Origin of the sequence: Spongiactinospora gelatinilytica (genome assembly GCF_003236385.1) — a bacterium.
Lineage (GTDB): Bacteria > Actinomycetota > Actinomycetes > Streptosporangiales > Streptosporangiaceae > Spongiactinospora > Spongiactinospora gelatinilytica.
In genome coordinates this window covers 1-22,769 of the sequence record NZ_POUA01000017.1, presented here as the reverse complement: position 1 = coordinate 22,769, position 22,769 = coordinate 1, and the positions used below count along the sequence as shown (strand labels likewise).

Below are 22,769 nucleotides of genomic sequence, written 5' to 3'. Positions count from 1 at the left end.
AGCGTTTGGTCCGTGGCGGGAGGAAGTGCGTCCTCCCGCCACGGAGCGAAACGTGCTATGGGCGCTATAGGGGTGATACGGGCGTCACGGAAGGAGGAATAAGTGCAGCGACCCAGAGTCAAGGAATTTCTCCGGATCTACCATATTGCGGGCGAGCCGCATCTCTATATCGGGATCGGTCCGGAAAAGTTCAGGATCATGAATCCCACCAAGGAAATGGTGTCCTTCGTGATGGCCCTGGACGGGTCGGCCACCCTACCGGAGTTGCGCGAGCGGTTCCCCGAGACGGATTCCTGGCTGGAGGTCCTCGCATCGCAGGGTGTCCTGGACGACGCCGCCGACGTCCCCCCGCTGGATGCCGAAGATCTGCGGCGGTGGAGCCGGCAGATCAACCACCTGCGGCTGTACGACCGCGACGGCTGGGACGGCTACGAGGGCATGAAACGCCTGCGTGACGCCCGGATCGTGATCATCGGGACGGGAGCGGGCGGCACCACGCTGCTGCGGCTGCTGAACGCGGCGGGGATCGGCACGCTGGAGGCGGTGGACTTCGACACCTTCGCCGAGGAGAATCTGCCGACCCACCCGACCTTCGACGAGCAGGACATCGGGATGCCGAAGCTGGACGCGCTGAAACGGCATCTGGAGCTACAGAATTCGCGGTCGCGGTTCATCGCCCACCACACCCGGATCGAGTCCGCCGACGATATCGTCGAACTCGTGCAGGGCGCCGACTTCTTCTTCAACGCCTATGACCGGCCGCGCAACCACGCGATCCGCTGGTCGAACGAGGCGAGCCTGCGCACGGGCGTGCCGTTCGGGCAGATCGGCATCACCAACAAAGGGGCCAGGGTCGGGCCGACGATGATTCCCGGCCGGACTCCATGCATGGAATGCGTGGGAATTCGCGACTTGGACGTGTTACGGCCGGAGAAGTCCGGCAGTCTCACCGGGACCTTGGTCGCGATGGTCGCGGGAATCGCCGTGAACGAGGTCATCGGCCTGGTTTCCGGTGCAAAAGAGACATCTCGCACGGCCGGGCAGAGCCTTTATGTCAATGCCGACACCCTCACCTTCGAATTCACCCCCTCTGAATTCCGGAAGGACTGCCCCTGCCGGACGTGAGCGCGACGCGAGCAGACGATCTGAGCGGGGGAGCGCGAGTCTGGGCCCTCGCCCGCTCCTGGGTGCCGACCGCCTTCGGCTCCTCGCTGCTGGCGTGGGAGATCCCGGTGGTCGCGGCGGTCGTGACGAGAATGCCGCAGGGGCCTTCCGCGCTGGCCGCCCTGGGGGCCGGGTTGTCGGTGCTGTTCGTCGTCAACTCCCCGGCGCTGGCCTTGGCCCCACTGGTCGTCGTCGCCCGGGCCGTGCACGGTTCGTCCGCGCTGCTGCGGCACGCGCTGGTGACCGGGGTCGCGGGCAGCGCGGTGATGCTGGGGCTGGCGGCGCTGCCGGCCGTTCCCGCGTTGATCGGCCTCCCGGCGGGGCTGCACGGCATGTTCCAGGTGTGCCTGCTGTCCTTCGCCACGGCGCCGCCGGCCGTGGCGCTCCGCCGCTACCTGCACGGACGCCTGATCGAGCGGGACCGCACCCAGCCGATCGCGGTCGCCACCGGGGTGCGCATCGCCGTGACGATCGCCGCCGCCCTGGGACTGTGGCGGGCCGGGCTCACCACGGCGGCGGTCGGCGGAGTCGCGTTGTCGGCGGGCGCGTGGGCGGAGGCGGCGTACCTGAGCACCGCCGTCCGGCGCCTGGCGGTCACCGAGGACGTCCAGAAGGGCGCAGGGCGGCTGCTGGCCCAGCACGCGCGGCTGACCTCCAACATCCTGCTCAACATGAGCCCCGCTCTGATCACGACGGTGGTGCTCGCCCGATCCGGCGCGGCCGAAGCCTCCCTGATCGTGTGGCCGGCCCTCTACGGGCTGCTGTCCCTGGGCACGATCCCGCTGTCGGATTTCGAGACGGTCGGCGCGGCCCTGCTGCGGCGCACCGGTGACGTCGCCGTGCTGCGCCGCTTCACCGTCCTGCTGGCCGGGACACTGCTCGCGGCCGGTCTGCTGGTCGCCTGCACGCCGCTGGCGCACCTGTACCTCACCGGCTTCAGCAACGTGCCCCCCGGTCCCGCGTACCTGGGGGAGTCATGGGTGGCGGTCCTCGTGGCGGTCCCGGCCCTGTGGGCGGTACGCGGACAGGCCCGCGCCTTGATCATCGCCGCCGACCGTACCTCGGTGCTGCTCCGCGCGGCGGTCGCGCACGTGGGCGGGATGCTGGCTCTCGGCCTGCTCCTGCCGCTGACCCGGCTCCCCGGGGTCGCCTGCGCGTCGATCGCGCTGCTCGGCGCGCTCGCCGCCGAGATCCTCGTACTGCGCGCAGGCCACCGCCGTGACGGTCAGCCCGCCAGGGGCGGCCGGAAGGTGCGGCGGTAGGTCGCGGGCGAGACGCCGATCGCCGCGTTCAAGTGCTGCCGCAGCGAGGCGGCGGTCCCGAATCCCACCTCGGACGCGATCCGGTCCACCGGCAGGTCGGTGGATTCGAGCAGCCGCCGGGCGCGTTCGACCCGCTGCTGGATGAGCCACCGCCCCGGGCTCAGCCCGGTTTCGGCGCGGAAGCGGCGGGCGAAGGTACGGCCGCTCATCCGCGCCTCCGCCGCGAGTTCGGCGAGCGTGACGGGGAGGTGCAGTCGCGCGAGCGCCCATTCGCGGGCCCTGGCCGGGCCGCCGGAGGAAGGGGCCGGGACCGGCCGGTCGATGTACTGGGCCTGGCCGCCGTCGCGCCACGGCGGGACCACGCACTTGCGGGCCACCTGGTTGGCGACCTCACTGCCGTGGCCCTTCCGCACCAGGTGCAGGCACAGGTCGACCCCGGACGCGGCCCCCGCCGAGGTCAGGATGTCGCCGTCGTCCAAGAAGAGCACGTCCGGATCGACCTTGACCCGGGGGAAGAGCCGCCGCAGCCGATCGGTCTGACGCCAGTGCGTGGTCACCGGCCGCCCGTCCAGCCATCCGGCGGCGGCGAGGACGAAGGCGCCGGTGCAGATCGACACGATGCGGGTCCCCGGGGTGATCCGTGCGAGCGCCTGCGTCGTCGCGGGGACGAGCCGGCCGTCCGGCGTGACCGGCGTGGCCGGTCCCGAGATCGCGAACGGCGGGATGATCACCGTGTCGGCGCCTGCCAGCACCTCAGGGCCGTGCCGCACATGGACGGCGAAGTCGAGGGCGCGAAGTGCGGGACCGTCGCCACGACGGCCCGGTTCACCCCCAGTTCGGCCGGCAGCAGCGCGGTGTCCCAGTCCGGGACCGCCTGGGACGGCAGCGCGCCCTCGCCGAGCACCGCGGTGAGCCGTCCACGGGAACTCGACGAGGTCGGCAGCACGATGTCCGGGACGTCGGTGAGTTCGGCCGCGCTCAGGCTCGCCCGCGAGGCCAGCGGATCGTGCTGGTTGACCGCCAGCGCCCAGCGCAGCTCGATCAGCGGGCGCAGCTCGACGTCGGGGATCGGGCCGCTGATCGAGATCAGCGCGATGTCGGCGCGGTTCGCGGCCAGGTCGGTCAGGCAGGCCCGGCTGGTCGGCTGGGTGCGCAGGGCGAGTTGCACGCCCGGGTACCGGCGGCGCAGCTCCACGATCGCCTCGGGCATGAAGTGCCGGACGGTGGCGGCCCCCGAACTGACCCGCACCTCTCCCGCGCCGCCCGCCGCCAGCGCGCGCAACTGCTGCGCCGCCGCGTCGATCCGCCCCACTCCCGCGAGCGCCGCGTCACGCAGCAACCGCCCGGCCGACGTGGGCAGCACGCCGCGCGGACGCCGTTCGAGCAGGCTCAGCCCGAACTCCCGCTCCAGCCGGCGCACCGTGCTGGCTCACCGCCGACTGGCTGCACGACATGGCCCGTGCCACCGCGGTGAAGCTGCCCCGCTCGCACACCTCGAGACCTACCTGGACAACGTGTACGTCGGCTTCGCCACCCTGCACCAGCAGATGGGCGAGGCCGCCGACGACGCGGACCGGCTCGCGGACGGTACCGGCGACCTGGCCGCGACCCGCAGGCTCGCCGACGGCGCTCGCCAGGTCGCCGACGGCAACCGCCGGCTCTACGACACCGCCGCCCCCATCGCCGACCGGATCATCGACGCGATCGACGACCTCCCCTCCGCCGACTCCGTCAGCGCCGAACTGAACCGCCTCGCCGAACAGTGCAGGACGTCGCCGAGTGAGGAGACCGGCGGGGAAGACTTCTGCGCCGGACTCTCCCGGGCGGCCGGCCGCCTGTCCGCCATCGCGGGCGACATCGACGGCATGAAGGCGCGCGCCGGAGGCGGCGCGGCCGAGATCAAGCAGTCCCTCGGGAAACTGGCCGGCGGCGCGGAGCACGGCGGCTCGTGGGGCAGGCCGTCGTTCCGGGCGCGACGGTCGCCCTGGTCACCGGCACCCTGTCGTCGATCCCCGCTCCCCTGGCCGCCCTGGAACCGCTGCTGCCCACCCACGGCGCGGTGACCGCGCTGCGAGCGGTCGTCACGGGCGCGGACACCGGCCTCGCCGCCGGGTTGGCGCACCTGGTGTTGTGGCTGCTGGCGGGCCTGGCGGCCACGATCTTCGCCACCGAACGCCGCCGCACCCTCAGTCCCCGCCGTCTGCGGCTGGACTCCCGCGACCTGGAGCCGATCTAAAGGTCGAGGACCAGCCGTTCGGTCAGGCTGCGGGACACGCAGACGAACATGCAGGTGTTCGCCGCCCGCTCGGCGTCGCTGAGGAGGGTGTCCCGGTGGTCCGGTACGCCCGCGAGCACGTCGGTCTCGCAGGTGCCGCAGATGCCCTCCCGGCAGCTCGACGGCACGGTCACACCGGCCTCCTCCAGCGCCTCGATGATGGCCTGACCGGGCTCGACGCGGACACTGCGGCCCTGCCGGTGCAGCACGACGTCGAAACCCATCGCCTCGCCGCGGTCGGTGGCGGCCCCCTGGAAACGTTCCACGTGGAACGAACCGTCCGGCCGGCGCCGCGCCTCGCGTTCCGTGGCCGCCAGCAGCGGCTCCGGGCCGCAGCAGTAGACGGCCGCGCCGGGGAGTAGATGTGCGCCCGGGGGCGCGGGTCGCCCGGCGGTCGGCCGGCGTGCAACATGTGCGCGAGCATCCCGCCGTCCGGCTCGTGTTCCAGCCGGTCCAGCAGCGGATCGACCGCCGCCCGCATCTCCCGTACCGCCTGGTCGGACTCATCGAACGGGCCGGGGTGCATGGCGACGTTGGCGATGCCGCCGGCCAAGTCTGGAACCAGCGGCGCAGGGTCGGCCCGTCCACGTCCAGGCCGACCAGCCGCCCCACCGCAAGGCAGCTCACCAGCTCGAACGTCTCCATCAGCTCGACCTCGCCGGCCTTCGGCAGTGCGCGGACGGCGGCTGCGGCGATCGGCCGGATCAGGTCCTCGGCGTACGTCGGGACCGCTTTGGGCAGCAGCAGCGGATCGATGGCCGCGCGCAGGTCGGTGTGCGCCGGGCCGTCCACCATCAGCACGTTCGGCATGCCCAGGGTGCGCGCCATGCGCGGCAGCGCGGTCGCCACCCCGATCTGCCGCATCCGGCGGGTGGCGATGACGTCATCGCGCCGGGTGACGAACCAGCCGCCGACGGCCGGGACGAACACCACCGGCGCCTCCCGCCGCAGCCGGGCACAGATCGGGTACGGGTCCGCCTCCAGCTCGTCCAGCGTGATGTCATCGATCCAGGTCATCCGCGTCTCCTCCGTCGCAGGGACACCCTTGGCGGGAGCCTGCACGGCCGGAGTGGATGCGCGCATCGCCCGAAACGGGTGATTGCGCGCGGCGGTCAGCCGTCGTCTCCCGGCGGCGTCAGGCCGGACGCGGCCTGCACGATCCGCCTGGTCATCGGGTTGGCCCAGGACTGCGGCGAGAGCAGCTCGATCCACAGCGCCCGGGCGGGCTCGGCGGCCGGGTTGTGCCACGAGTAGAGCGTGCGCGACGGCAGCGAGATGGCGTCCCCCGCATCGACCTCGACCAGCCTGCCCCCGGTGTCGTGGTCGTTCTTACCGCCGCCGATCCGGAAAGCGATCCTTCCCGACATGACGAACGCGAAGGTCTCCCCGGGGCGGGCGTACGCGCCGCCGCTGGTCGCGTGCGGGGGGATGGTCAGCAGCGCCGGTTCGAGATCGCGTCCGGGCAGGACCAGCTCCTCCCACTGGACATTGCCCTCCAGCACGATCGTGGCTCGTTCGTGGCCGCGCACCACGGTGGCGTCGGCGGCCCGGAACGCGGCCAGCCCGCTCATCGGTATCCCGAGGGCGTCGGCGACCTCGGCGATCAGCCGGGTGGAGGCCCGATCGACGCCGCGCTCGATGGACGACAGGTGCGACGCGGAGAAGCTGGTCCGCTCGGCCAGCTCCTCCAGGGACAGGCCGCGGGCCAGCCGGGCCCGGCGCAGCCGGTGCCCGCTCGGCGGCGGCTCGGCGGGACCGTCGCCGGAGTCGGTGGCGGCCTCCAGGGTGGTGCGGATCGCCGCCGGATTCCAGCCGTGGCTCTGCCGCAGGTCGGCGATCCTGCGCGCGAGTTCGACGTGTTCGGGCCGGTAGCGGCGCTGGCCGCCGGCGGTCCTGTCGGGCACCAGTAACCGCTGTTTCTCCCACACCCGCAGCGTCTGGGGGCTGACGCCCACCTCGGCGGCCACGTCTCCGATGCTGCGCCCGGTCATGGTGCCGATCCTACGGAAGCCGGGCCGACTCTCTTCCGACTCTCGACAAACCTATAAGTGCATTGTAGCTTTTTGCTTCACGAGCCGGTGTGCGACAGCACACAGCGACACCGGCGGAAGGAGCCGGCGGATGAAACTGTCCGCGCAGCAGACCCACACCCGACCTGGCCTGACCGGCAGGCAGCCGTTGCAGGTCGAGGCCCGGTCCATCGACTACATTCCCCTCACCGAGCGCCATGGCAAGGTCTGGCATCAGGGGCTGTTCTGGTTCACCGGCCAGTTCGTGCCGACCACGATGGTGGTCGGTTTCATCGGTCCCTCGATGGGGCTGTCCATCGGCTGGTCGGTGCTCGCGAGCGTGCTCGGCGTACTGATCGGCACCTGTTTCATGGCCTTCCACGCCAACCAGGGCCCCGCCATGGGGCTGCCGCAGATGATCCAGTCCCGGGCGCAGTTCGGGGTCCGCGGGGCGATCGTCCCGATGCTCGCGGTGGTCTTCGTCTACGTCGGCTTCAGCACGTTCGGCGTACTGCTCGGCACCCAGGCCATCCAGACCGTACTCCCCGGCCCGGGGTGGCTGTGGGGACTGGCGATCGTCGGGCTGGCCACGGTACTGGCCACCGTGGGCTACGACCTGGTCCACCTGGTGCTGCGCCGGCTGCCCTACGTGGTGGTGCCGATCTTCGCGGTACTGACCGTGCTCGCGCTGATCGACCTGGAGCCCGCCGCCACCGCGGCGGCCCCGGCCGGGTTCACCGGCGCGGCGTTCCTCGCCCAGTTCACCGCCGCCATCGGATACCAGCTCAGTTACGCGGTCTACGTCTCCGACTACTCCCGCTACCTGCCGCGGACGACCCCGGCCCGCAAGGTCATCGGCTACACCTACGCCGGGGCGGCGCTGTCCGCGCTCTGGCTGATGCCGCTCGGGACGTTCATCGCCGGGTCGGTGCCTGCGGCGGACGCGATGAGCAACCTCCGCGACATCGGCGACGGGCTCTTCCCCGGCTTCGGCACCGCCGCCGTGCTGATACTGCTGGCGCCGACGGCGATCGCGCTGATGAGCGTCAGCCTGTACGGCTCCATGCTGTCCGGCATCGGCATCGTCCACTCCTTCCGCCCGATCCCGCTCAACCGGACGGCACGCGCGGCCGGAATCCTCGTCACCGCGATCCTCATCTACGTCGTCTCCCAGGGCCTGCCGGCCGAGTACCTCGGCAGCTACAACGACTTCATCACCCTGATGCTGCTGGTACTGGCCCCGTGGACGGCGGTCAACCTGGTCGACTACTACTTCGTCCGCCGCGGCCGGTACGCCATCGCCGAACTGTTCGACGCGGACGGCCTCTACGGCCGGTGGGGGTCGCGCGGGCTGGTGTCCTACGCGGCCGGCGTGGTCGCGCTGCTGCCGTTCGTCACCACCAACTTCTACGTCGGCCCGATGGTGGACGTACTCGGCGGCGCGGACATCGCCTTCCTGGTCGGCCTGGCCGTCCCGGCCCTCGTGTACTGGGCGCTCACCCGAGGCTTCGACCCGGCCACCGAACTCCCCGCCGTCACCGCCAGCCGCGCCCTCCTCGACGGCGACCCGGCATGACCACCCACCACCGGGTCGCGTTCCGGGGCGGGGCCGGTTCCGCCCTGGTACGCCGGGGCGTGCCGGACGCGCCCGCGCTGCTCTTCATCCACCCGGCCAACCTCCAGGCCGCCTGCTGGACCGGGGTGATCGATCATCTCCCCGCCGACTGGAACCGCGTCGCCATCGACCTGTCCGGGCACGGCGGATCGGCCCGCGCCTCGGCGTACGGCGTCGTCGGCTGGGCCGCCGAATGCGCCGAACTCGCCGCCGCGCTCGGCCTCGGCCGGGTACACGTCGTCGGCGCGTCGGCCGGCGCGCCCGTGGCCGTGGCGCTCGCGCTCGCCCACCCCGAACTCGTGGTCAGCCTGACCACCGTCGGCGGAGCCTTCGAGCCGCTGGCCGAGCAGGAGGTCGGCCAGCTGGCCGAGCTGATCCGGGCCGGTGGCGGCAGTTCGGCGCTGGGCGCGGTGATCGCGGCCGAGCCCGGCCTGGACGAGGCGGCCCGGCGGCAGGTGATGGACGACGTCAGCGTCAACGACGCGGCGCAGGCCATCGCCATCTGGCGGGCGGCCGGGGCCGCCGAAGGGCTGTCCAACGCCCATCGGCTGTCCTGCCGCACGCTGGCCGTCGTCGGCGAACTCGACGCCGGGTGCCCGCCCGCCGGGTCGGCCGCCTTCGCCGCCGCCTCCGGCGGCCGGCTCGCGGTCCTGCCCGGCCACGGCCACCTGCCGATGTACTCCGCCCCGGCCGAACTCGCCCACCTGATTCGAGAGCACCTTTCAGAAGGGAAGTAAATGCCCACCCAGGACCCCCGGCCGACCGACCGGACGGCCCCCGCCGCCGACATCGCCGAGATCACCCGCCTGCACCGCGAGTGGTGGGAGGCCAACGTCGGCTTCGACATCGACCGCATGGTGAAGGTCTTCCCGGAGCCCGGCGACGAGTACCTGATGTTCAACTTCAACGGCCACCCCTACTTCGGCATGAAGGAGAAGGTGGCGCTCTGGCGCTGGTACAAGGAGCGGATCGCGCAGACCGGCGGCCTGGTGACCCGCATCATGCGGCTGGAAGTGCGTGGCGACACCGCGTGGCTGGCCTGTGAGTTCAGCATCGAGGCCGAACAACTGGACGGCGGCGAGTGGACCGTCGACTCGGTGGACGCCACCCACGGCCGGGCCACCGAGATCTACCACCGCGACAACGGCCAGGGCCGCCCGGAATGGCGGATGTGGCACACCCAGATCACCGCCCTGCCCGCCCTCGCCGAGGCGCGCCCCGGTTTCGACGACTCCACGGCGAGCCGCGGCCTGGGCTGGGTGCCCTGGGAGCCGTTCCCCACCGCCGCCGACGCACCGGCCGTGGAAGGCACGGCATGACGGCCACGGCCCGCCGACCCCGGCTCGGCGTCGTACTCGGCAGCTCGCAGTCACCCGCGCAGGTCGTGGCCGCCGCCCAGGTGGCCGAGTCGGCCGGTTTCGACGAACTCTGGGTCGGCGAGGACTACTTCTTCACCGGTGCCATCGCGACCGCCGGAGCCCTGCTGGCCGCCACCGAGCTGCCGGTCGGCATCGGGATCGTACCGACCGCCTCCCGGCATCCGGCGCTGCTGGCCATGGAGGTCGCCACCCTGGCCGGGATCTACCCGGGCCGGCTGACCGCCGGAGTCGGGGTCGGGGTGCCGGACTGGCTGGACGCGATGCGGATCAGGCCGACGGCGGCGCTCACCGCGGTCCGCGAAACCCTCACCGGCCTGCGCACCCTGCTCCAGGGCGAGTCCCTGACCACCGAGGGCAGGAGCTACGCGGCCGACGGCATCCGGCTGGAACACCCGCCGACTCCGGTCCCGCCGCTGTACGCCGGGGTCGGCGGTCCCAAGGCGCTGCGGATGGCCGGTGGCACCGCCGACGGCACGGTGTTGTCGGTACTGGCCGGCACCGAGTACATCCGGTGGGCGGTCGCCCAGCTCCAGGCGGGCGGTGCCGGGCCGGACCACCGGGTCGTCGCCTACGCGCTGTGCTCGGTCGGCCCGGACGCCGCCACCGCCCGCGACCGGCTGCGCGAGCTGTTCGGCCTGTACCTGCTGACCGGCCCGCGCAACCCGATGACCGAGGCGCACGGCATCGCCGACGAGGCCGCCGCCCTGGCCGAGCTGGACTTCGCCGACGCGGTGGCCAAGATCCCCGACGCCTGGCTGGAGGAACTGGCCGTCGTCGGCACCCCCGCCGACTGCGCCCGCCGGTTGACCGAGCTGGCCGCCGCGGGAGCGGACTCGATCGCGCTGTGCCTGGTACCGGACGACGACGGCGGCCTGTCCCAGCTCCGGACCATGGCCACGGACCTGCTCCCGCTACTGCCCGAGGGCAGGACCAGATGACCTTCTCCATCCTGAGCCACGACCCGCGCGACGGCTCCATCGGGCTGGCCTCCCAGTCGCACTTCTTCGGCGTGGGCAGCGTCGTCGGGACCGCCGAGGCCGGGGTCGGCGCCGTGGTGAGCCAGGCGTTCGCGAACACCGACTGGCCGCCCGCGGCCCTGGCCGCGCTGCGCGCGGGCCGGACGCCGCGGGACATCGTCGATGAGCTGGTCCAGGGCGATCCGTGGTCGGCGTACCGGCAGCTCGCCGTCATGGACGCCACCGGGCGGCACGCCACGTTCACCGGCGACCGGTGCGTACCGCGGACGAGTACGGCCACCGGGCCGGGCGTCGTCGCCGTCGGGAACATGCTGGCCGGCTCCGAGGTGTGCGCCGCCATGGTGGCCGCGCACGACGCGTCGCCCGGCCCGGCCGAGCGGCGGCTGGTCGGCGCGCTCGCGGCCGGTGAGCGGGCGGGCGGCGACGCCCGCGGGTCCCAGTCGGCGTACCTGCGGGTGGTCGGCGGCGCGCGTACCGACCGGCCGTGGCGGGAGGTCCGCACCGACATCCGGGTCGACGACGCCCCGGACCCGATCGGCGAGCTGGCCCGGCTGCTGCCGATCCAGAACGGCTTCCGCAGCGTCGGCGCGGCGCTGTTCACCCCGGGCGTCGTCATCGGCGCCCCCGGCGACCTGGACCCCGCCACCGATCCGGCCGAGTTCGTGGACCGGCTGACCGACGCCGTACGGGACCTCGGCGACAACCGCGAGGCGACCCTGTGGCGCGCGGTCATCCTCCTCCGCTCCAGCGCCCCCGACCACGGTCGCGACCGTGAACGTGAACGCGACCGCGAACGTGAACGCGGGCGGCGGGAGCTGGCCGAACTGCTCGCCGACCGCCCCTCGCTCGGCCCCTTCGTCCGGGCGCTGGCCGACGTCGGCATCCTGACCGCCGCCGACGTCCCGGACGGTCCCGGATGACCGGGCACGTCTCGGCCGAACGCGTGACGGCGCTGACCGCCGAACTGGTCCGGGTGGACACCCAGAACCCGCCCGGCAGGGAGGCCGCCATCGTGCCGTCGCTGGTGGAGGCGCTGGAGTCGTCCGGCTGCGAGCCACGGATCTTCCGAGCCCCGTCCGGGCGGCCGTCGGTGCTGGCCCGGTACGCCTGCGGCCGTCCCGGCGCGCCGACGCTGCTGTTCAACGGCCACCTCGACGTCGTGCCGGTGGCGGCGGCCGACTGGTCGGTGCCGCCCTTCGGCGGCATCGTCCGGGACGGGCGGGTCGTCGGGCGCGGCGCGGCCGACATGAAGGGCGGCATCGCCGCCGCCATCGAGGGCCTGCGGGCCTGCCAGGACGCCGGACTGCCACTGGCCGCCGACGTGGAGTTCCATCTGGTCGCCGACGAGGAGACCGGCGGCGCGCACGGTACCGAGGCCCTGCTGGCCGCCGGGCTGATCCACGCCGACGCCTGCATCGTCCCCGAGCCCACCGAACTACGCGTCGCCGTCGCCGAACGCGGCTCGTTCCAGGGCAGGATCGAGGTCACCGGCGAGGCCGGGCACGGCGGCGAGCCCGGCCGCTCCCGCTCGGCCATCGCCGACGCCGCCCGGCTGGTCGGCGCGCTGCACCTGGCCACCTTCCACGACGAGGACCATCCGCTGCTGGGCCGCCCCAGTTGCAACGTGTCGATGATCCAGGGCGGCCTGGCGACGAACGTCGTCGCGCCGCACTGCGAGTTCGTCATCGACCGCCGCTCACTGCCCGGCGAGACGGCCGACGACGTACTCCGGTCCGTGCTGCGGAAGGCGCGCGAGACCTGCCCCGACGTGGACTTCACCGTGCGGCCGACGTTCTTCTGCGAGGCGTCGGAACTTCCGCTCCCGCACCCCTTCGCCGACCTCCTGCTCGACGCGGCCGGTCACGACGCCGGCCCGGTGGGCCTCTCGCTCGGAACCGACGCCCGCTTCCTGCGCAACCGGCTCGGCATCCCCACCGTGGTCTACGGCCCCGGCTCGATGCGGCAGGCCCACGCCGTGGACGAGTGGGTGTCCGTGCCCGACCTGACGGCCGCCGCCCGTACGTACGCCAAGGTCATCGCGTCCTTCGGCCGCCCGCCGGCCATGGCGTCACGCAAAGTCACGCCTGCGCAGGGCGAGTAGCCCGGCGGCGGTGGGCGTGACTGGCGTGCTCGTGGGGGTGGCGGAGATCGAGGCGCTGCTGGGCCGTACTGGGGAGGAGCCCCAAGTCCGGGGCGTCCGGCCGAAAGGCGTCAGAGGAGCGAGAGGGCCTTGGCCACGCCGGGGTCGCGGCCGGTGGCGAGGTCGAGGGCCGTCATCGGGGCGTGGTGGTCGACCGGTACGCCTATCGTGTCGATGATCTCGCGGGCGGGGCCGAGGTGCCGGACCTTGGGCAGGAGCAGGACGCTGCCGTCGTCGAGGAGGTAGCCGCTGCTGGGGCCGGAGATGGCGCCGGCGGTGCGGGTGCCGATGAGGGTGCCGAGGTCGTTGTCCATGACCGCCGCGCTGAAGTCCTCGCAGGCCGAGGCGCACGCGCGGTCGGTGAGGACGATCAGGCGCGAGCCGAGCAGCGGGACGCTGTCGTCGGTCCGGTTGGGCGTACAGTCGCCTTTCAGGGGGCAGAAGTAGCTGGTGATCTTGCCGTGCGCGAACGCGCCGAGCAGCCGGGTCACCTCGCGAGGCGACCCGCCGCCGTTGCCGCGCAGGTCCAGGACCACCGCCTTCGGCTTGCTCCGCAACGCGGCGATGACCTTGTCGGCGGCACCGTCGAAGAACCCGGGCAGCCGGACGTAGGTCGCGCCGCCGGGGAGCGGCTTCGACGTCACCTCCGGGGGCTGCCGGGTGAGCGGCCCCTCCTTGATGCTGACGGTCCGGGTTCGCCCGGTCGTGGGGCGCTTGAGGGTGAGCCGTACCGTTTCGCCGGTGAAGGCGTCGAGGATGCCCTCGTTCACCTTGTCCCCGATGAACGTCGGCACGCCGTTGACCTTGACCAGAATGTCGCCCGGCCGTACGTCGGCCTTGGCGGCGGGGCTGCCGGGCAGGACCCGGGTGATGAACATCGGCGGCCGGGCCGCCGGGTCGATCTGGCCGCCTTGCTGGGCCGACGCGCCCACGATGCCCGTCCCGACCGGCCCGTCCTCCGACGGCGGGGCCGGCCTGACCCAGCGGGCGTGGTTGTCGTGGAGCCCGGCGACCATACCGTTGATCGCGGCCCGCAGCGCGGCGGGGTCACCGGTGCCGAGGGCCTTCGCGAACGCCTTCCAGTCGGTGTCGCGGTTCCCGGTCAGGGCGGGCAGGCGCAGGTCGGCCTGGTCGGCGCCGTTCCGCATCAGGTGCTGGGTGTAGGCGGCGAGGGCGCTCTTCAGTAACCCCGTGGAGTCCATGGCCGGGCCGCTGTAGTAGTTGTCCAGTACGCAGAAGTACGCCTGCCGGAGCGTGCTCACCGACGTCGGCGGCGCCGGATTCGGCGGCGGAGCCGTCGCGGGGACGCAACCAGAAGTCGGCGCGGGTGTGGCCGCGGGTGCGGTCATGGCGCAGGCCGTCACCACAACGGCGGCGCAGATGGCTTTGATCATGGCCGTCAGCATGGCCGGGGACGGGTTTCCCGGCCGTGAACGCGATGGTTAACGCGGCTGTAACCGCCATTGGTGTATGCACATCGGCATGCGGGTTCTGGTGGCCGAAGACGAACGTGACCTCGCCGATCTCGTGGCGGTGGGGCTGCGCCGCCACGCCATGGCCGTTGACGTGGTGTACGACGGACTCGCCGCGGTCGAACGGCTGGCGGTACACGACTACGACGTCCTCGTACTGGATCGCGACCTGCCGGAGATGCACGGCGACCTCGTCTGCCGTGAGCTGGTCGGGCGCGGCAGCCGTACCCGGATCCTGATGATGACGGCGGCGGCGTCGGTTCCGGAGCGGGTGGCGGGCCTCGGCATGGGCGCCGACGACTACCTGCCCAAGCCTTTCGACTACGCCGAGTTGGTCGCCCGGGTACGGGCCTTGGGACGGCGCAGCCGGCCGCACGTACCGCCGGTGCTGGCCCGGCACGGCATCGTGCTCGACACCCACCGGCTACAGGCCGCGCGGGACGGGCGGCACCTGCACCTGTCGCTCAAGGAGTTCGCGGTGCTGGAGGTGCTGATGCGGGCCGACGGCGCGGTGGTGAGCGCCGAACGGCTGCTCGAGGAGGCGTGGGACGAGCACACCGACCCCTTCACCACGGTGGTGCGGGTCGTGGTCAGCCGCCTGCGCGCCAAACTGGGCGACCCGCCGTGCATCCACACCATTCCCGGCGCGGGCTACCTGCTGTGACGACGATCCGGGTACGGCTCACGCTGATCTACTCCGGGCTGTTCCTGCTGAGCTCGGTCGTACTGCTGGTCACGGTCAACCTGCTGCTGCGCCGGACGCTGGACACGCGGATCGCGCGGCTGCCCCCGGGCGCGGTGGCGCCGCCCGTGCCAGGGCTGCCGGGCGAGCGGCCGTCCCGTCCGCCGCTGCCCGAGCTGGTGAACGACGTGATCGGCTACCAGTGGGAGGTGACGTGGTTGACGGTCGGGGCCCTGACGCTGGTCTCGCTGGTCGTGGGCCGGCTGGTCGCCGGGCGTATGCTGCGGCCCGTCCACCGGATCACCGCCACCGCGCAGCGGCTGTCCCTGTCCACCCTGCACGAACGGATCGCGCTGTCCGGGCCGCAGGACGAGCTGAAGGAACTGGCCGACACCTTCGACGCGATGCTCGACCGGCTCGAACGGTCCGTCGCGGGGCAGCGCCGGTTCATCGCGAACGCGTCCCACGAACTGCGCACCCCACTGGCCGTCCAGCGGGCGGCGATCGAGATCGGGCTGCCGGACGACATCGGCGAGATCCGCCGTACGCTCCTGCTCCACAACCGCCGCGCGGAGAACCTCATCGACGCCTTGCTGGTCCTGGCCCAGGCGGAACACGGCCTGGACAAGCGGAGTCCGGTGGCCTTGGACGAGGTGGTACGGCTCGTGCTGGCGGAGAAGGTCGCAGGCGGGATCACCATGACGGCACGGGCGGAGCCGTTCGTCGTCGATGGAGACCCCGTCCTGCTCAACCGCCTCGTCACCAACCTCATCGACAACGCGATCCGCTACAACCATCCCGGCGGAACCGTCGAGGTGACGCTCTCCCACGGAGCCCTGACGGTCCGCAACACCGGCCCCGACGTGCCAGAGGGACGCTTCGGCGATCTCTTCGAGCCCTTCCGGCGTCTCCAGACCACCCGCGAACAAGGCGCCGGCCTCGGACTGTCGATAGTCGCCTCGATCGCCAAGGCCCACGGCGCCACCGTCCACGCAAGCCCCAACCCGGGAGGCGGCCTGGAACTCGTCGTGGCCTTCACAGAGACCCGTGCCTAGAGGTGGTCGAGTCGTTCGACGTGATTCGTGCCGTCGTCCAATGGTTCACCGGTCTTGAGGATCGGATCTCGCGTTGTGCCAGACGAGGGTGAATCGTTCGTAGAAATAGTCGAACCAGTCGCCGTCTCGGGTCCGCTCGACGCTGAAGGTGGGCCGTACGTCGTAGTCGCCGTGAAAGGACATCAGACGCAGGTTCATGCGCCCGTTCGGGAGTCCGGGGTCGTAGGCGTACAAGGTGTAGGGCGGCAGGTAGTCGATCAGGCGCAGGTGCAGACCGGGACGTTCGGCTCCGAGCCGGTGCAGGGTGTCCAGGTTGTTGTGCAGGGCCTCCTGGAGGTGGCCGATGTCGGAATCGGCCGAGCGGAACGCGGCCATGGTCATCGCCGCCCCTGCCCGCGTGATCAGCAGCACCCTGACCAGGACTCCCCGGGTGAGCGCCCGGTGGATGTAGGGCCGCAGGAAGGGCAGGTACATCGGCAGGATCGCCCCCCAGAGCCACACATCCTCCCGCGCCTGCCCGATCCGCCCGGCGATCTCGTGTACGTACTGGCGTCCGACGCAGAACCGCGTGGCCGAGACCGGCCCGAACTCCTGCTCGGACCTGCTGCGCCGCCGGGGGGCGCCCCGGTCGCCCTCCACCCGGTCCAAGGCCTCAAGCCACACCCGCACCTGCTGCTCGTCGTGGACCTGGAAGGCCGCAGGCAGGTTCCTGAGCGGGGACGCCGAGGCGGCCGGACCCCCTTCAGCACGTCGTGCACGGTCGAGGTCGGCAGTGGCCGCCGATGACCCACCCCCCACTGCTCCAGCTCACGCAGCGACAACGCCGGCCGCTGGGATCGCCGGAGCTCCGACAGGCAGTCCGCGAATTCCCCGACCGTCCGAACGGTCGCCACCCGGGCCAGAAGCTCGCCGCCGCCTACCCTGCCTCCTCCGCGCCAGGTCCGGCAGCCCAGGCGTACACCGGACGAACGGCCGGGACAAGTACCGGACAAACCGGGATTGCCGGATCTGTCACCGGACTGAGCCACTAGGAGGAACCATCCCCAGAAAGGAAGGGTTCGTCATGGCGCATGTGGTGGTCATCGGTGCCGGTCTCTACGGCGCGGCGGTGGCCGCGGGGCTGACCAGGCGGGGAGCGCGGGTAACGGTCGTGGACGGCGGCGCTCCGGGACAGGGTACGTCCGGCGCGACGTTCTCGTGGATCAACTCCTGTGGCAGGAGGCCACAGGCCTACCACCGGCTCGCGGCCGCGGGCGGCGGTTGCCGGCGGACGCCGTGGTTAACTGCGCCGGGCCGCGAGCGGCGAATATCGCCGAACTCGCGGGACTGACTCTGCCCATGCGCAACACCCACGGGGTCGTGGCCTGCACCTCGCCGGTCGCGGTGTGGATATCCCATGTCGTCCACGCCCCGCACGTCCACCTGCGCCCGGACGGCGGCGGGCGGCTGCTGTTGCACACCCCGCGGATCGACGGCGCGGCGATCGACGAGCGGCGGTCCGCGGCCGACACCGTGCTCGCCGACGCGTCCGCGCTGTACCCGGGGCTGACCGGTGCCACCCTGGAGAGCGTACGTGCGGGCGAACGCCCCATCCCCGCCGACGGCCTGCCGGTCCTGGGCCGGGTCAGTACGCCGCCCTGGCCGCCTTCCGCTTCGAGCGATTCTCGATCTGATCGATGCTATGGTGTGGCCGCCATTCAGCGGAAAAGTCGAATCACCGAATGAGGGCGTGCGGGTGTACCTCGTTTATCGGGCGTGGGAGGAAGCCCACTGGGCAAGGTGGTACGGCATCTGCCCGAGTCCACCGTCCTTTCCTGGGTGCGCAGAATTGCGTGAACGGGGTCACATGGCGATGAGGTAGCCGACCAGCCCGACCAGCGCGAGCGGCACGACCAGCGCCAGGCTCTCCAGGCGATGGCGGCGCGAACGGCCGAGCACGAGGGGCACCAGCAACGCGACCCCCGTCAGGATCAGCGCCGTGGGCAGGCCGAACGCGCCCGACAGTACGTCCTTCAGCGCCTCGGCGACGAAGACCCCGCCCAGCGCGGCGAGCCCGATGTTCGCCCGCCACCTGCGGCTGCTCCGGTACCAGGCCCCGGCAGTGCCGAAGACGACGCCCGCCACGACACCGAAGCCCATCCAGATGAAGGCCACCGGGTTGTAGAGCGTGGCGCTGTCATCGCCGAGGAAGACGACGGCCGCCGCGTAGTAGCTCTCCACGGCGAGTACGAGCAGGAGCGCCCCGGCCACGGACACCCGCGCCAGGCCCCGGACGCCCCAGACGCCCACGGCGAAGGCGGCGACCGCCCACACGGCCGGGGAGTTCGCCAGATTGGCCCATGGATAGGGCAGCGTCACCTGGGCCAGCAGGTTGACGGGACCGAGAAGCAGCCCTGCGGCCGTGGCCCCCGCCAGCAAGACCCACGTCGCGGGCGGGGCCGCGTTCCGCGACGGAGATCTCATCGTGGCTCCTCGTTGTCCGGGGGTGTGGGCCGCGGCCAGGTGACGGCGGAGAACACCACCGAGCAAACCAGAAACCCGGCGCACATGGCGGCGAACCCCGACCAGAATGAACTGAACGACGTACCGAGGTCGATCCCGAGCAGCAGCGCTGTGACCAGGCCCGCCCGGAAACCACGCCGTCTACCGCCGGACGGCCGCGGTGCCGTGGGTGCGATGGCGGCGGAGGGCGTCGAGGTCGGTGACCGGGACGGTTTCCAGTTCGACCCGGAAGTTCGCCCGGTATTCGCGGGGAGACATCTTCTTGAGTTCGCGGAAACGCCGGTTGAAATTGGAGAGGTTGCCGAAACCGGAATCCGCGGCGATCGTGGACACCGAGCGGTCGGTGTCCCGCAGCAACTGGCATGCCCGGTTGACGCGCACGAGGTTCACATAGTGCGAGACGGTGAAACCGGTACTTCGGGCGAACAGCCGGCTGGCGGCGCTGGCGTTCATGTGCGCCGCAGCCGCGATGTCCTCCAGCGACAGCCGGGTGGTGTAACCGGAATGGATCGCCTTCATCATGGCCTGGATCCGCACCGCCGTACTTTGATGGAGGACCGACGGGCTGCGTCCCGTCGCGAGCAGGATGTAGGGCGTCCGGCTCAGCATGACGAGGGTGCGAAGCAGCTCGACCGTGCGTTCCGGGGGCGTGAGCCGCCCCAGGTCTTCGAGCGCGGGCAGCGCGTCGGGAAAGCGGATGCCGCGCCGGGCGTCGTCGAGCATCCGCCGCACGTTCCCGAACACGGGCGAGTCGAAGAACTCCGCGCCGAGAAAATCCCGGGCGAAGTGGATGACGATCGCCTCGATCGGCTCGCTCTCCGGCGTCGTCACATACGTGTGCGGCAGATCGGGGCCGAACAGCGCGAGGTCTCCCGGCCGGTACTCCTCCACGGAATTGCCGGCGAGCCGGGTGCCGGTCCCGTGCAGGATGTAGGTCAGCTCGTACTCAGGATGGAAATGCCAGTACGCCTCCAGCCGAGGTGCCCGGAACCGCGTGTAACGCCAGTTCACCGGGAACTCCGGTTCGAGATGTTCGTAAAGGACGCGCATCGGCCGTGGCCCTCCTCTCGCGCAGCCGGGTCCCGTGCTCACCACTCAGCGTAGCCGCCGGGGCGATTTCCTCTACCGTGGCGTCAGGCGCACCTCGCGGCCCCCGATGACGTACTCGGTGAGATAGATGGAGCCGTCCGGCCCGACCACCACCCCGTGCGGGCTGTTGAGCGTTCCCTCCGCCAGGTGAGGCCGGCTCAGCGTGCCATCGCGCCGATCATTCGGCCAGCCCTCGCGCTTTTCGGCGGCGGGAAACGGGACGATGTGCCGCAGCGCGTCCTTCTCCAGATCCACCGCGGTCAGCGCCCCGTCGAGGTCGGTGACGATGAGTTCGCGCCCTCGTACGGCGAGGCAGCTCGGAGCCCGCAACCGGACGTCGGTGAAACTGCCGCGATATTCGCCGTCCAGGCCGAAGGTCATCAGCCGGCGGTTGCCCCGGTCGGCCACGATCAGTTCCGGGCCGCGATCCGATTCGGCGATCACCAGGCCGTGCGGGCAGGCGAACGGCTTTCCCGATTCCGTGCCGTCGATGGTCCTTTCATGACCGCGCTCGCCGAAAATGTGGACGAAACTCGCGCCGTAACCGTCCGCGACGAAAACGGCGGGGCCGGTGACCGCGATGGACGTGGGCCGCCAGGAATCGCCCGTGTACGCCGGATGCGCCGGTGGGCGCAACGCGGTGAATTCGCGCGTCGCAAGGTCGAAGCGCCCCGCGCTCCCCTCCCGGGCCTCGTAATCGTAATCCGGCGGCCGGGCCTTGAAGCCGGGGTCCGCGAGCCAGAGCGCGCCGCTCCCGCGCGGGTCGTAGGTGATCCCGTGGATCTCCAGTAGCGGCACCTCGACCTGCGCGATTCTGCCGTCGAGCGCCCGCCGGACGAGCAGCGCCCCGCCGCCGGGGTGGGCCCAGTACAGATTCCCCTCGCGGTCCAGCGCGATGCCGGAATGCGACCATTCCGCGCTCCCCGGAACCCCGGGCGGAAGCGTGTCCCAGCGAATCATCGCGTCAGAGTGCTCATTCTCCGGCAACGGACACAGCTCCCGTCTGGTAGATGGGCAGGATGCCCGCGAATTCCGCCGCCATCGAGATCAGCGCCGGGTCGGGCCTCGATTCCGCCATCTGGGCACGGTGGGACGGCAACAGGACCGTTCCACCGGCGCTGATGTGCGCCACCGCGTCACGGCCCGCGCCCAGCAGCAGGCTCACGATTCCCGCGCTCTCGTGCCGGGTCCCGAACGGCCGCGGCGTACCGACGAAGGGCATCGTGACGGCAGCGGAGTATGGGCGGGTCGCGGTGCCGCGTATCGTGCAGCGCGAGTCCGTCACGATCGCCACCTTCCTTTCTTCCAAGAATCGGCGATTCAAAGCCGGCTGAGTTCCGCCGCCGGACGCCCGACATGAGCCCGGGCGGCACGAAAATCGCGCGGCATGTTCCACCCGACGATTCCGGTGACGATTCCGTCCCGCTGGACGGCGGCGACGAACCGCCCCGATCCCGCGTCGCCCGCGATCGTGTCGAGCGAGGTACCGTCACCGTCACCGTGCCCGTAGACCTGAATCCTGGTCCCGAACAGTTCCGACCAGAAGAACGGCACCGGCGGCGCGGTGGGCGTCGTGCCGGTGGCGATGGTCCCGGCCACGAGCCGCGCCTGTTCGGCCGCGTTGAGCTGGTGTTCGACCCGGACGGGGACCCCCGTACGCGGATCGGTCCAGGCCGCGACGTCGCCCGCGGCGAAGACGCCGGGCGCGGCACGGCCCGCGAGGTCGCAGACCACCCCGTCGGAGACATCGAGCCCGCTCGACGTGAGCCACCCGGTGTTGGGCACGCATCCGATGGCCGCGACCACGAAATCCGTCTCGATCACGTCGCCACCGGACAGCACCACCGCCGACACCCGATCATCGCCGCGCAGCCCGGCGACCTCTTCGCCGAGCCGCAGATCGACGCCGTTCGCACGGTGCAACCGCCCGATGAGCGGCGACAGCAGGTCGCCCGCCAGACCGAGGCGCAGGTGCCGGGAACGTCCGACGAGGGTCACCGCGACACCGATCTCGCGCAGCGCGGCGGCGATCTCCGAGCCCAGGACGCCCGCCCCGGCCACGACGGCGTGCCGGGCCGTGGCGAGGTCGCCTCGCAGGGCCGTGGCGTCGGCGCGCGTACGCAGCAGGTGGACCCCGCCGAGGCCCGCGCCGTACGCCGGGCGCCGAGCAGACGTCCCCGTGGTCACCACGAGAGTGCCGTAACGCAGCTCGCCGCCGGACGCCGTGGTCACCACCCGCCCGGGAAGATCGAGCGACACCGCCGCCGTACCCAGCAGCAGCCGGACCCCGAGCCGGTCCAGGTCCGCCTCACTGCACAACGCGGACTCCTCGACGTCCCACTTGCCGGTCAGGATCTGCTTTGACAGCGGCGGCCGGTCGTACGGCAGCGCGTCCTCATCGCCGATCATCGTGATCGTCCCGGGGAAGCCCTCGTCGCGCAGCGTCCTGGCCGTGGTCAGCCCCGCCACCGACGCGCCCGCGATGAGCACGTCCGATCGCGTACCGGACTCCATGCCGCGCTACTCCGCGAGCTTGATGGCGTGCGACGGGCACAACGCGGCCGCCCGCCGCACGGCCGCCTCGTCAGCGGGGCCGATCACGCTCTTCAGCATGATCACGATGCCGTCGTCATCCTGGTCGAACACCTCGTCGGCGACCAGGGCGCACTGGCCCGCGCCCACGCAGGCCGGCTTGTTGACGGTGACTTCCATATCGAACCTCTCTCCAAGCGCCCACGACGCCGGCGCGAAGCACCCGCGGAATGTTGATGCGGTACCTCACCGGCCTGCCGCCGACCCGGCACCGACCCGTACGGCACAGGCCCCACCGATCGGCCGGCAGCCTCCTGTCCAGCACGGATGAGCATCGTGTGCGATGTCATCGCGTCCACGATCGCCGAGCCGCGCGACAGCGGCCACGCCGGTTTTGACCAGTTCCGGTACTTTCATGACTTTTGCTGGCTTCCGTCGGCCGCGGGATCGATGCTCACGTACTGTGAGCGCGCCGGTGCCGATCTCGGGGAAGCGATCAACGGCTCATGCGCGAACACCACCTCTGAACGGCGGCCCTCATCGGCCCGCCCGTCTCAGAGCCGTGCCGTGAGAACAGAGGAACCCGCATGACCGCTTTGCCCGCCCCCGTCCCCAC

The 22,769-nt window shown here is 71.8% G+C and carries 27 protein-coding genes and 1 pseudogene; 16 read left to right on the top strand and 12 right to left on the bottom strand.

What is annotated here, in order from left to right; translation table 11 throughout:
• The first annotated feature begins 198 nt into the window (after positions 1–198).
• Together C1I98_RS04055 and C1I98_RS04050 are read left to right on the top strand one after the other, a co-directional pair.
• Positions 199–1,125 (top strand): HesA/MoeB/ThiF family protein, encoded by a 927-nt coding sequence (locus C1I98_RS04055; protein ID WP_111165713.1) that lies wholly within the window; start codon positions 199–201, stop codon positions 1,123–1,125.
• Positions 1,122–2,426, top strand: coding sequence for a hypothetical protein (locus C1I98_RS04050; protein WP_146607273.1), 1,305 nt, complete (start codon positions 1,122–1,124; stop codon positions 2,424–2,426). The genes C1I98_RS04055 and C1I98_RS04050 overlap by 4 nt, the downstream gene beginning before the upstream one ends.
• On the opposite strand, the gene C1I98_RS04045 is transcribed toward C1I98_RS04050, so the two are convergent.
• Together C1I98_RS04045 and C1I98_RS43545 are read right to left on the bottom strand one after the other, a co-directional pair.
• Positions 2,390–3,289, bottom strand: coding sequence for a GlxA family transcriptional regulator (locus C1I98_RS04045; RefSeq protein WP_111165711.1), 900 nt, complete (start codon positions 3,287–3,289; stop codon positions 2,390–2,392). The two genes, C1I98_RS04050 and C1I98_RS04045, sit on opposite strands and share 37 nt — an antisense overlap.
• Before the next feature lie 23 nt (positions 3,290–3,312).
• A pseudogene (locus tag C1I98_RS43545) lies at positions 3,313–3,636 on the bottom strand (LysR substrate-binding domain-containing protein); the annotation flags it as partial.
• Positions 3,637–3,940: 304 nt separating this feature from the next.
• Between C1I98_RS43545 and C1I98_RS04035 the strand changes: the two are divergent.
• Both C1I98_RS04035 and C1I98_RS41160 read left to right on the top strand, forming a co-directional pair.
• Positions 3,941–4,489, top strand: a complete 549-nt coding sequence (locus C1I98_RS04035; RefSeq protein ID WP_111165709.1) for a hypothetical protein — start codon at positions 3,941–3,943, stop codon at positions 4,487–4,489.
• Positions 4,486–4,662, top strand: a complete 177-nt coding sequence (locus C1I98_RS41160) for a hypothetical protein (protein ID WP_158557903.1) — start codon at positions 4,486–4,488, stop codon at positions 4,660–4,662. The genes C1I98_RS04035 and C1I98_RS41160 overlap by 4 nt, the downstream gene beginning before the upstream one ends.
• On the opposite strand, the gene C1I98_RS04030 is transcribed toward C1I98_RS41160, so the two are convergent.
• Complete coding sequence (locus C1I98_RS04030; protein WP_199536709.1) at positions 4,659–4,967, bottom strand: 2Fe-2S iron-sulfur cluster-binding protein; 309 nt, start codon at positions 4,965–4,967, stop codon at positions 4,659–4,661. The genes C1I98_RS41160 and C1I98_RS04030 overlap by 4 nt on opposite strands.
• Positions 4,968–5,065: 98 nt before the next feature.
• On the opposite strand from C1I98_RS04030, the gene C1I98_RS04025 reads away from it, so the two are divergent.
• Positions 5,066–5,800, top strand: coding sequence for a hypothetical protein (locus C1I98_RS04025; protein ID WP_146607271.1), 735 nt, complete (start codon positions 5,066–5,068; stop codon positions 5,798–5,800).
• Between the two features lie 13 nt (positions 5,801–5,813).
• Here C1I98_RS04025 and C1I98_RS04020 read toward each other — a convergent pair whose 3' ends face one another.
• A complete protein-coding gene (locus C1I98_RS04020; RefSeq protein ID WP_111165706.1) occupies positions 5,814–6,692 on the bottom strand; it encodes a MerR family transcriptional regulator in 879 nt (292 codons plus the stop codon).
• Between the two features lie 130 nt (positions 6,693–6,822).
• Here C1I98_RS04020 and C1I98_RS04015 point away from each other — a divergent pair, with 130 nt between their 5' ends.
• From C1I98_RS04015 to C1I98_RS03990, 6 genes are read left to right on the top strand one after another with little or no spacing between them, the layout of a single operon-like run.
• Positions 6,823–8,286 (top strand): purine-cytosine permease family protein, encoded by a 1,464-nt coding sequence (locus C1I98_RS04015; protein ID WP_111165705.1) that lies wholly within the window; start codon positions 6,823–6,825, stop codon positions 8,284–8,286.
• Positions 8,283–9,062 (top strand): alpha/beta fold hydrolase, encoded by a 780-nt coding sequence (locus C1I98_RS04010; RefSeq protein WP_111165704.1) that lies wholly within the window; start codon positions 8,283–8,285, stop codon positions 9,060–9,062. Before C1I98_RS04015 ends, C1I98_RS04010 begins: the two co-directional genes overlap by 4 nt.
• Positions 9,063–9,644, top strand: coding sequence for a YybH family protein (locus tag C1I98_RS04005; RefSeq protein WP_111165703.1), 582 nt, complete (start codon positions 9,063–9,065; stop codon positions 9,642–9,644).
• Positions 9,641–10,642, top strand: coding sequence for an LLM class flavin-dependent oxidoreductase (locus tag C1I98_RS04000; protein ID WP_111165702.1), 1,002 nt, complete (start codon positions 9,641–9,643; stop codon positions 10,640–10,642). The genes C1I98_RS04005 and C1I98_RS04000 overlap by 4 nt, the downstream gene beginning before the upstream one ends.
• Positions 10,639–11,601 (top strand): DUF1028 domain-containing protein, encoded by a 963-nt coding sequence (locus tag C1I98_RS03995; RefSeq protein ID WP_111165701.1) that lies wholly within the window; start codon positions 10,639–10,641, stop codon positions 11,599–11,601. The genes C1I98_RS04000 and C1I98_RS03995 overlap by 4 nt, the downstream gene beginning before the upstream one ends.
• The gene (locus tag C1I98_RS03990; RefSeq protein ID WP_111165700.1) at positions 11,598–12,782 is read left to right on the top strand and encodes a M20 family metallopeptidase; all 1,185 of its coding nucleotides are present in this window, start codon (positions 11,598–11,600) and stop codon (positions 12,780–12,782) included. The genes C1I98_RS03995 and C1I98_RS03990 overlap by 4 nt, the downstream gene beginning before the upstream one ends.
• Positions 12,783–12,892: 110 nt before the next feature.
• On the opposite strand, the gene C1I98_RS03985 is transcribed toward C1I98_RS03990, so the two are convergent.
• Complete coding sequence (locus C1I98_RS03985) at positions 12,893–14,083, bottom strand: S41 family peptidase (RefSeq protein ID WP_111165699.1); 1,191 nt, start codon at positions 14,081–14,083, stop codon at positions 12,893–12,895.
• On the opposite strand from C1I98_RS03985, the gene C1I98_RS40305 reads away from it, so the two are divergent.
• The 3 genes from C1I98_RS40305 to C1I98_RS03975 are packed head-to-tail and all read left to right on the top strand — an operon-like array spanning position 14,076 to position 16,030.
• Positions 14,076–14,267, top strand: a complete 192-nt coding sequence (locus tag C1I98_RS40305) for a hypothetical protein (RefSeq protein ID WP_146607270.1) — start codon at positions 14,076–14,078, stop codon at positions 14,265–14,267. The genes C1I98_RS03985 and C1I98_RS40305 overlap by 8 nt on opposite strands.
• Positions 14,268–14,303: 36 nt before the next feature.
• The gene (locus tag C1I98_RS03980) at positions 14,304–14,957 is read left to right on the top strand and encodes a response regulator transcription factor (protein WP_111165734.1); all 654 of its coding nucleotides are present in this window, start codon (positions 14,304–14,306) and stop codon (positions 14,955–14,957) included.
• On the top strand, positions 14,954–16,030 hold the full coding sequence (locus tag C1I98_RS03975) for a HAMP domain-containing sensor histidine kinase (protein WP_111165698.1): 1,077 nt from the start codon (positions 14,954–14,956) through the stop codon (positions 16,028–16,030). Before C1I98_RS03980 ends, C1I98_RS03975 begins: the two co-directional genes overlap by 4 nt.
• A gap of 45 nt (positions 16,031–16,075) precedes the next feature.
• Here C1I98_RS03975 and C1I98_RS03970 read toward each other — a convergent pair whose 3' ends face one another.
• Positions 16,076–16,828, bottom strand: coding sequence for a hypothetical protein (locus tag C1I98_RS03970; RefSeq protein WP_146607269.1), 753 nt, complete (start codon positions 16,826–16,828; stop codon positions 16,076–16,078).
• A 265-nt stretch (positions 16,829–17,093) separates the two neighbouring features.
• Here C1I98_RS03970 and C1I98_RS42585 point away from each other — a divergent pair, with 265 nt between their 5' ends.
• Positions 17,094–17,360 carry an FAD-dependent oxidoreductase gene (locus tag C1I98_RS42585; protein ID WP_199536708.1) on the top strand — a complete coding sequence of 89 codons (267 nt, stop codon included), beginning with the start codon at positions 17,094–17,096 and terminating at the stop codon, positions 17,358–17,360.
• Complete coding sequence (locus C1I98_RS03965) at positions 17,306–17,755, top strand: NAD(P)/FAD-dependent oxidoreductase (protein WP_199536707.1); 450 nt, start codon at positions 17,306–17,308, stop codon at positions 17,753–17,755. The genes C1I98_RS42585 and C1I98_RS03965 overlap by 55 nt, the downstream gene beginning before the upstream one ends.
• A 117-nt stretch (positions 17,756–17,872) precedes the next feature.
• On the opposite strand, the gene C1I98_RS03960 is transcribed toward C1I98_RS03965, so the two are convergent.
• From C1I98_RS03960 to C1I98_RS03935, 6 genes are all read right to left on the bottom strand, one after another.
• On the bottom strand, positions 17,873–18,493 hold the full coding sequence (locus C1I98_RS03960; protein WP_146607268.1) for a DUF6518 family protein: 621 nt from the start codon (positions 18,491–18,493) through the stop codon (positions 17,873–17,875).
• A gap of 180 nt (positions 18,494–18,673) precedes the next feature.
• A complete protein-coding gene (locus C1I98_RS03955; protein ID WP_111165695.1) occupies positions 18,674–19,582 on the bottom strand; it encodes a helix-turn-helix domain-containing protein in 909 nt (302 codons plus the stop codon).
• A 72-nt stretch (positions 19,583–19,654) separates the two neighbouring features.
• Positions 19,655–20,581 carry an NHL repeat-containing protein gene (locus C1I98_RS03950; protein WP_111165694.1) on the bottom strand — a complete coding sequence of 309 codons (927 nt, stop codon included), beginning with the start codon at positions 20,579–20,581 and terminating at the stop codon, positions 19,655–19,657.
• Positions 20,582–20,594: 13 nt separating this feature from the next.
• Positions 20,595–20,915: a hypothetical protein gene (locus C1I98_RS03945; RefSeq protein WP_111165693.1), complete on the bottom strand. Its 321-nt coding sequence runs from the start codon at positions 20,913–20,915 to the stop codon at positions 20,595–20,597.
• Between the two features lie 26 nt (positions 20,916–20,941).
• Positions 20,942–22,135: an NAD(P)/FAD-dependent oxidoreductase gene (locus C1I98_RS03940; protein ID WP_111165692.1), complete on the bottom strand. Its 1,194-nt coding sequence runs from the start codon at positions 22,133–22,135 to the stop codon at positions 20,942–20,944.
• 6 nt (positions 22,136–22,141) lie between these two features.
• Positions 22,142–22,333, bottom strand: coding sequence for a ferredoxin (locus C1I98_RS03935; RefSeq protein WP_111165691.1), 192 nt, complete (start codon positions 22,331–22,333; stop codon positions 22,142–22,144).
• Positions 22,334–22,769 lie beyond the last annotated feature (436 nt).

Excerpts from the sequence above, each read along its gene's own strand:
- C1I98_RS04055 (WP_111165713.1), top strand. The coding sequence starts at position 199 with ATGAATCCCACCAAGGAAATGGTGTCCTTCGTGATGGCCCTGGACGGG.
- C1I98_RS04020 (WP_111165706.1), bottom strand. The coding sequence starts at position 6,692 with ATGACCGGGCGCAGCATCGGAGACGTGGCCGCCGAGGTGGGCGTCAGC.
- C1I98_RS04015 (WP_111165705.1), top strand. The coding sequence starts at position 6,823 with ATGAAACTGTCCGCGCAGCAGACCCACACCCGACCTGGCCTGACCGGC.
- C1I98_RS04010 (WP_111165704.1), top strand. The coding sequence starts at position 8,283 with ATGACCACCCACCACCGGGTCGCGTTCCGGGGCGGGGCCGGTTCCGCC.
- C1I98_RS04005 (WP_111165703.1), top strand. The coding sequence starts at position 9,063 with ATGCCCACCCAGGACCCCCGGCCGACCGACCGGACGGCCCCCGCCGCC.
- C1I98_RS04000 (WP_111165702.1), top strand. The coding sequence starts at position 9,641 with ATGACGGCCACGGCCCGCCGACCCCGGCTCGGCGTCGTACTCGGCAGC.
- C1I98_RS03995 (WP_111165701.1), top strand. The coding sequence starts at position 10,639 with ATGACCTTCTCCATCCTGAGCCACGACCCGCGCGACGGCTCCATCGGG.
- C1I98_RS03990 (WP_111165700.1), top strand. The coding sequence starts at position 11,598 with ATGACCGGGCACGTCTCGGCCGAACGCGTGACGGCGCTGACCGCCGAA.
- C1I98_RS03980 (WP_111165734.1), top strand. The coding sequence starts at position 14,304 with ATGCGGGTTCTGGTGGCCGAAGACGAACGTGACCTCGCCGATCTCGTG.
- C1I98_RS42585 (WP_199536708.1), top strand. The coding sequence starts at position 17,094 with ATGGCGCATGTGGTGGTCATCGGTGCCGGTCTCTACGGCGCGGCGGTG.
- C1I98_RS03960 (WP_146607268.1), bottom strand. The coding sequence starts at position 18,493 with ATGAGATCTCCGTCGCGGAACGCGGCCCCGCCCGCGACGTGGGTCTTG.
- C1I98_RS03955 (WP_111165695.1), bottom strand. The coding sequence starts at position 19,582 with ATGCGCGTCCTTTACGAACATCTCGAACCGGAGTTCCCGGTGAACTGG.
- C1I98_RS03950 (WP_111165694.1), bottom strand. The coding sequence starts at position 20,581 with ATGATTCGCTGGGACACGCTTCCGCCCGGGGTTCCGGGGAGCGCGGAA.
- C1I98_RS03940 (WP_111165692.1), bottom strand. The coding sequence starts at position 22,135 with ATGGAGTCCGGTACGCGATCGGACGTGCTCATCGCGGGCGCGTCGGTG.
- C1I98_RS03935 (WP_111165691.1), bottom strand. The coding sequence starts at position 22,333 with ATGGAAGTCACCGTCAACAAGCCGGCCTGCGTGGGCGCGGGCCAGTGC.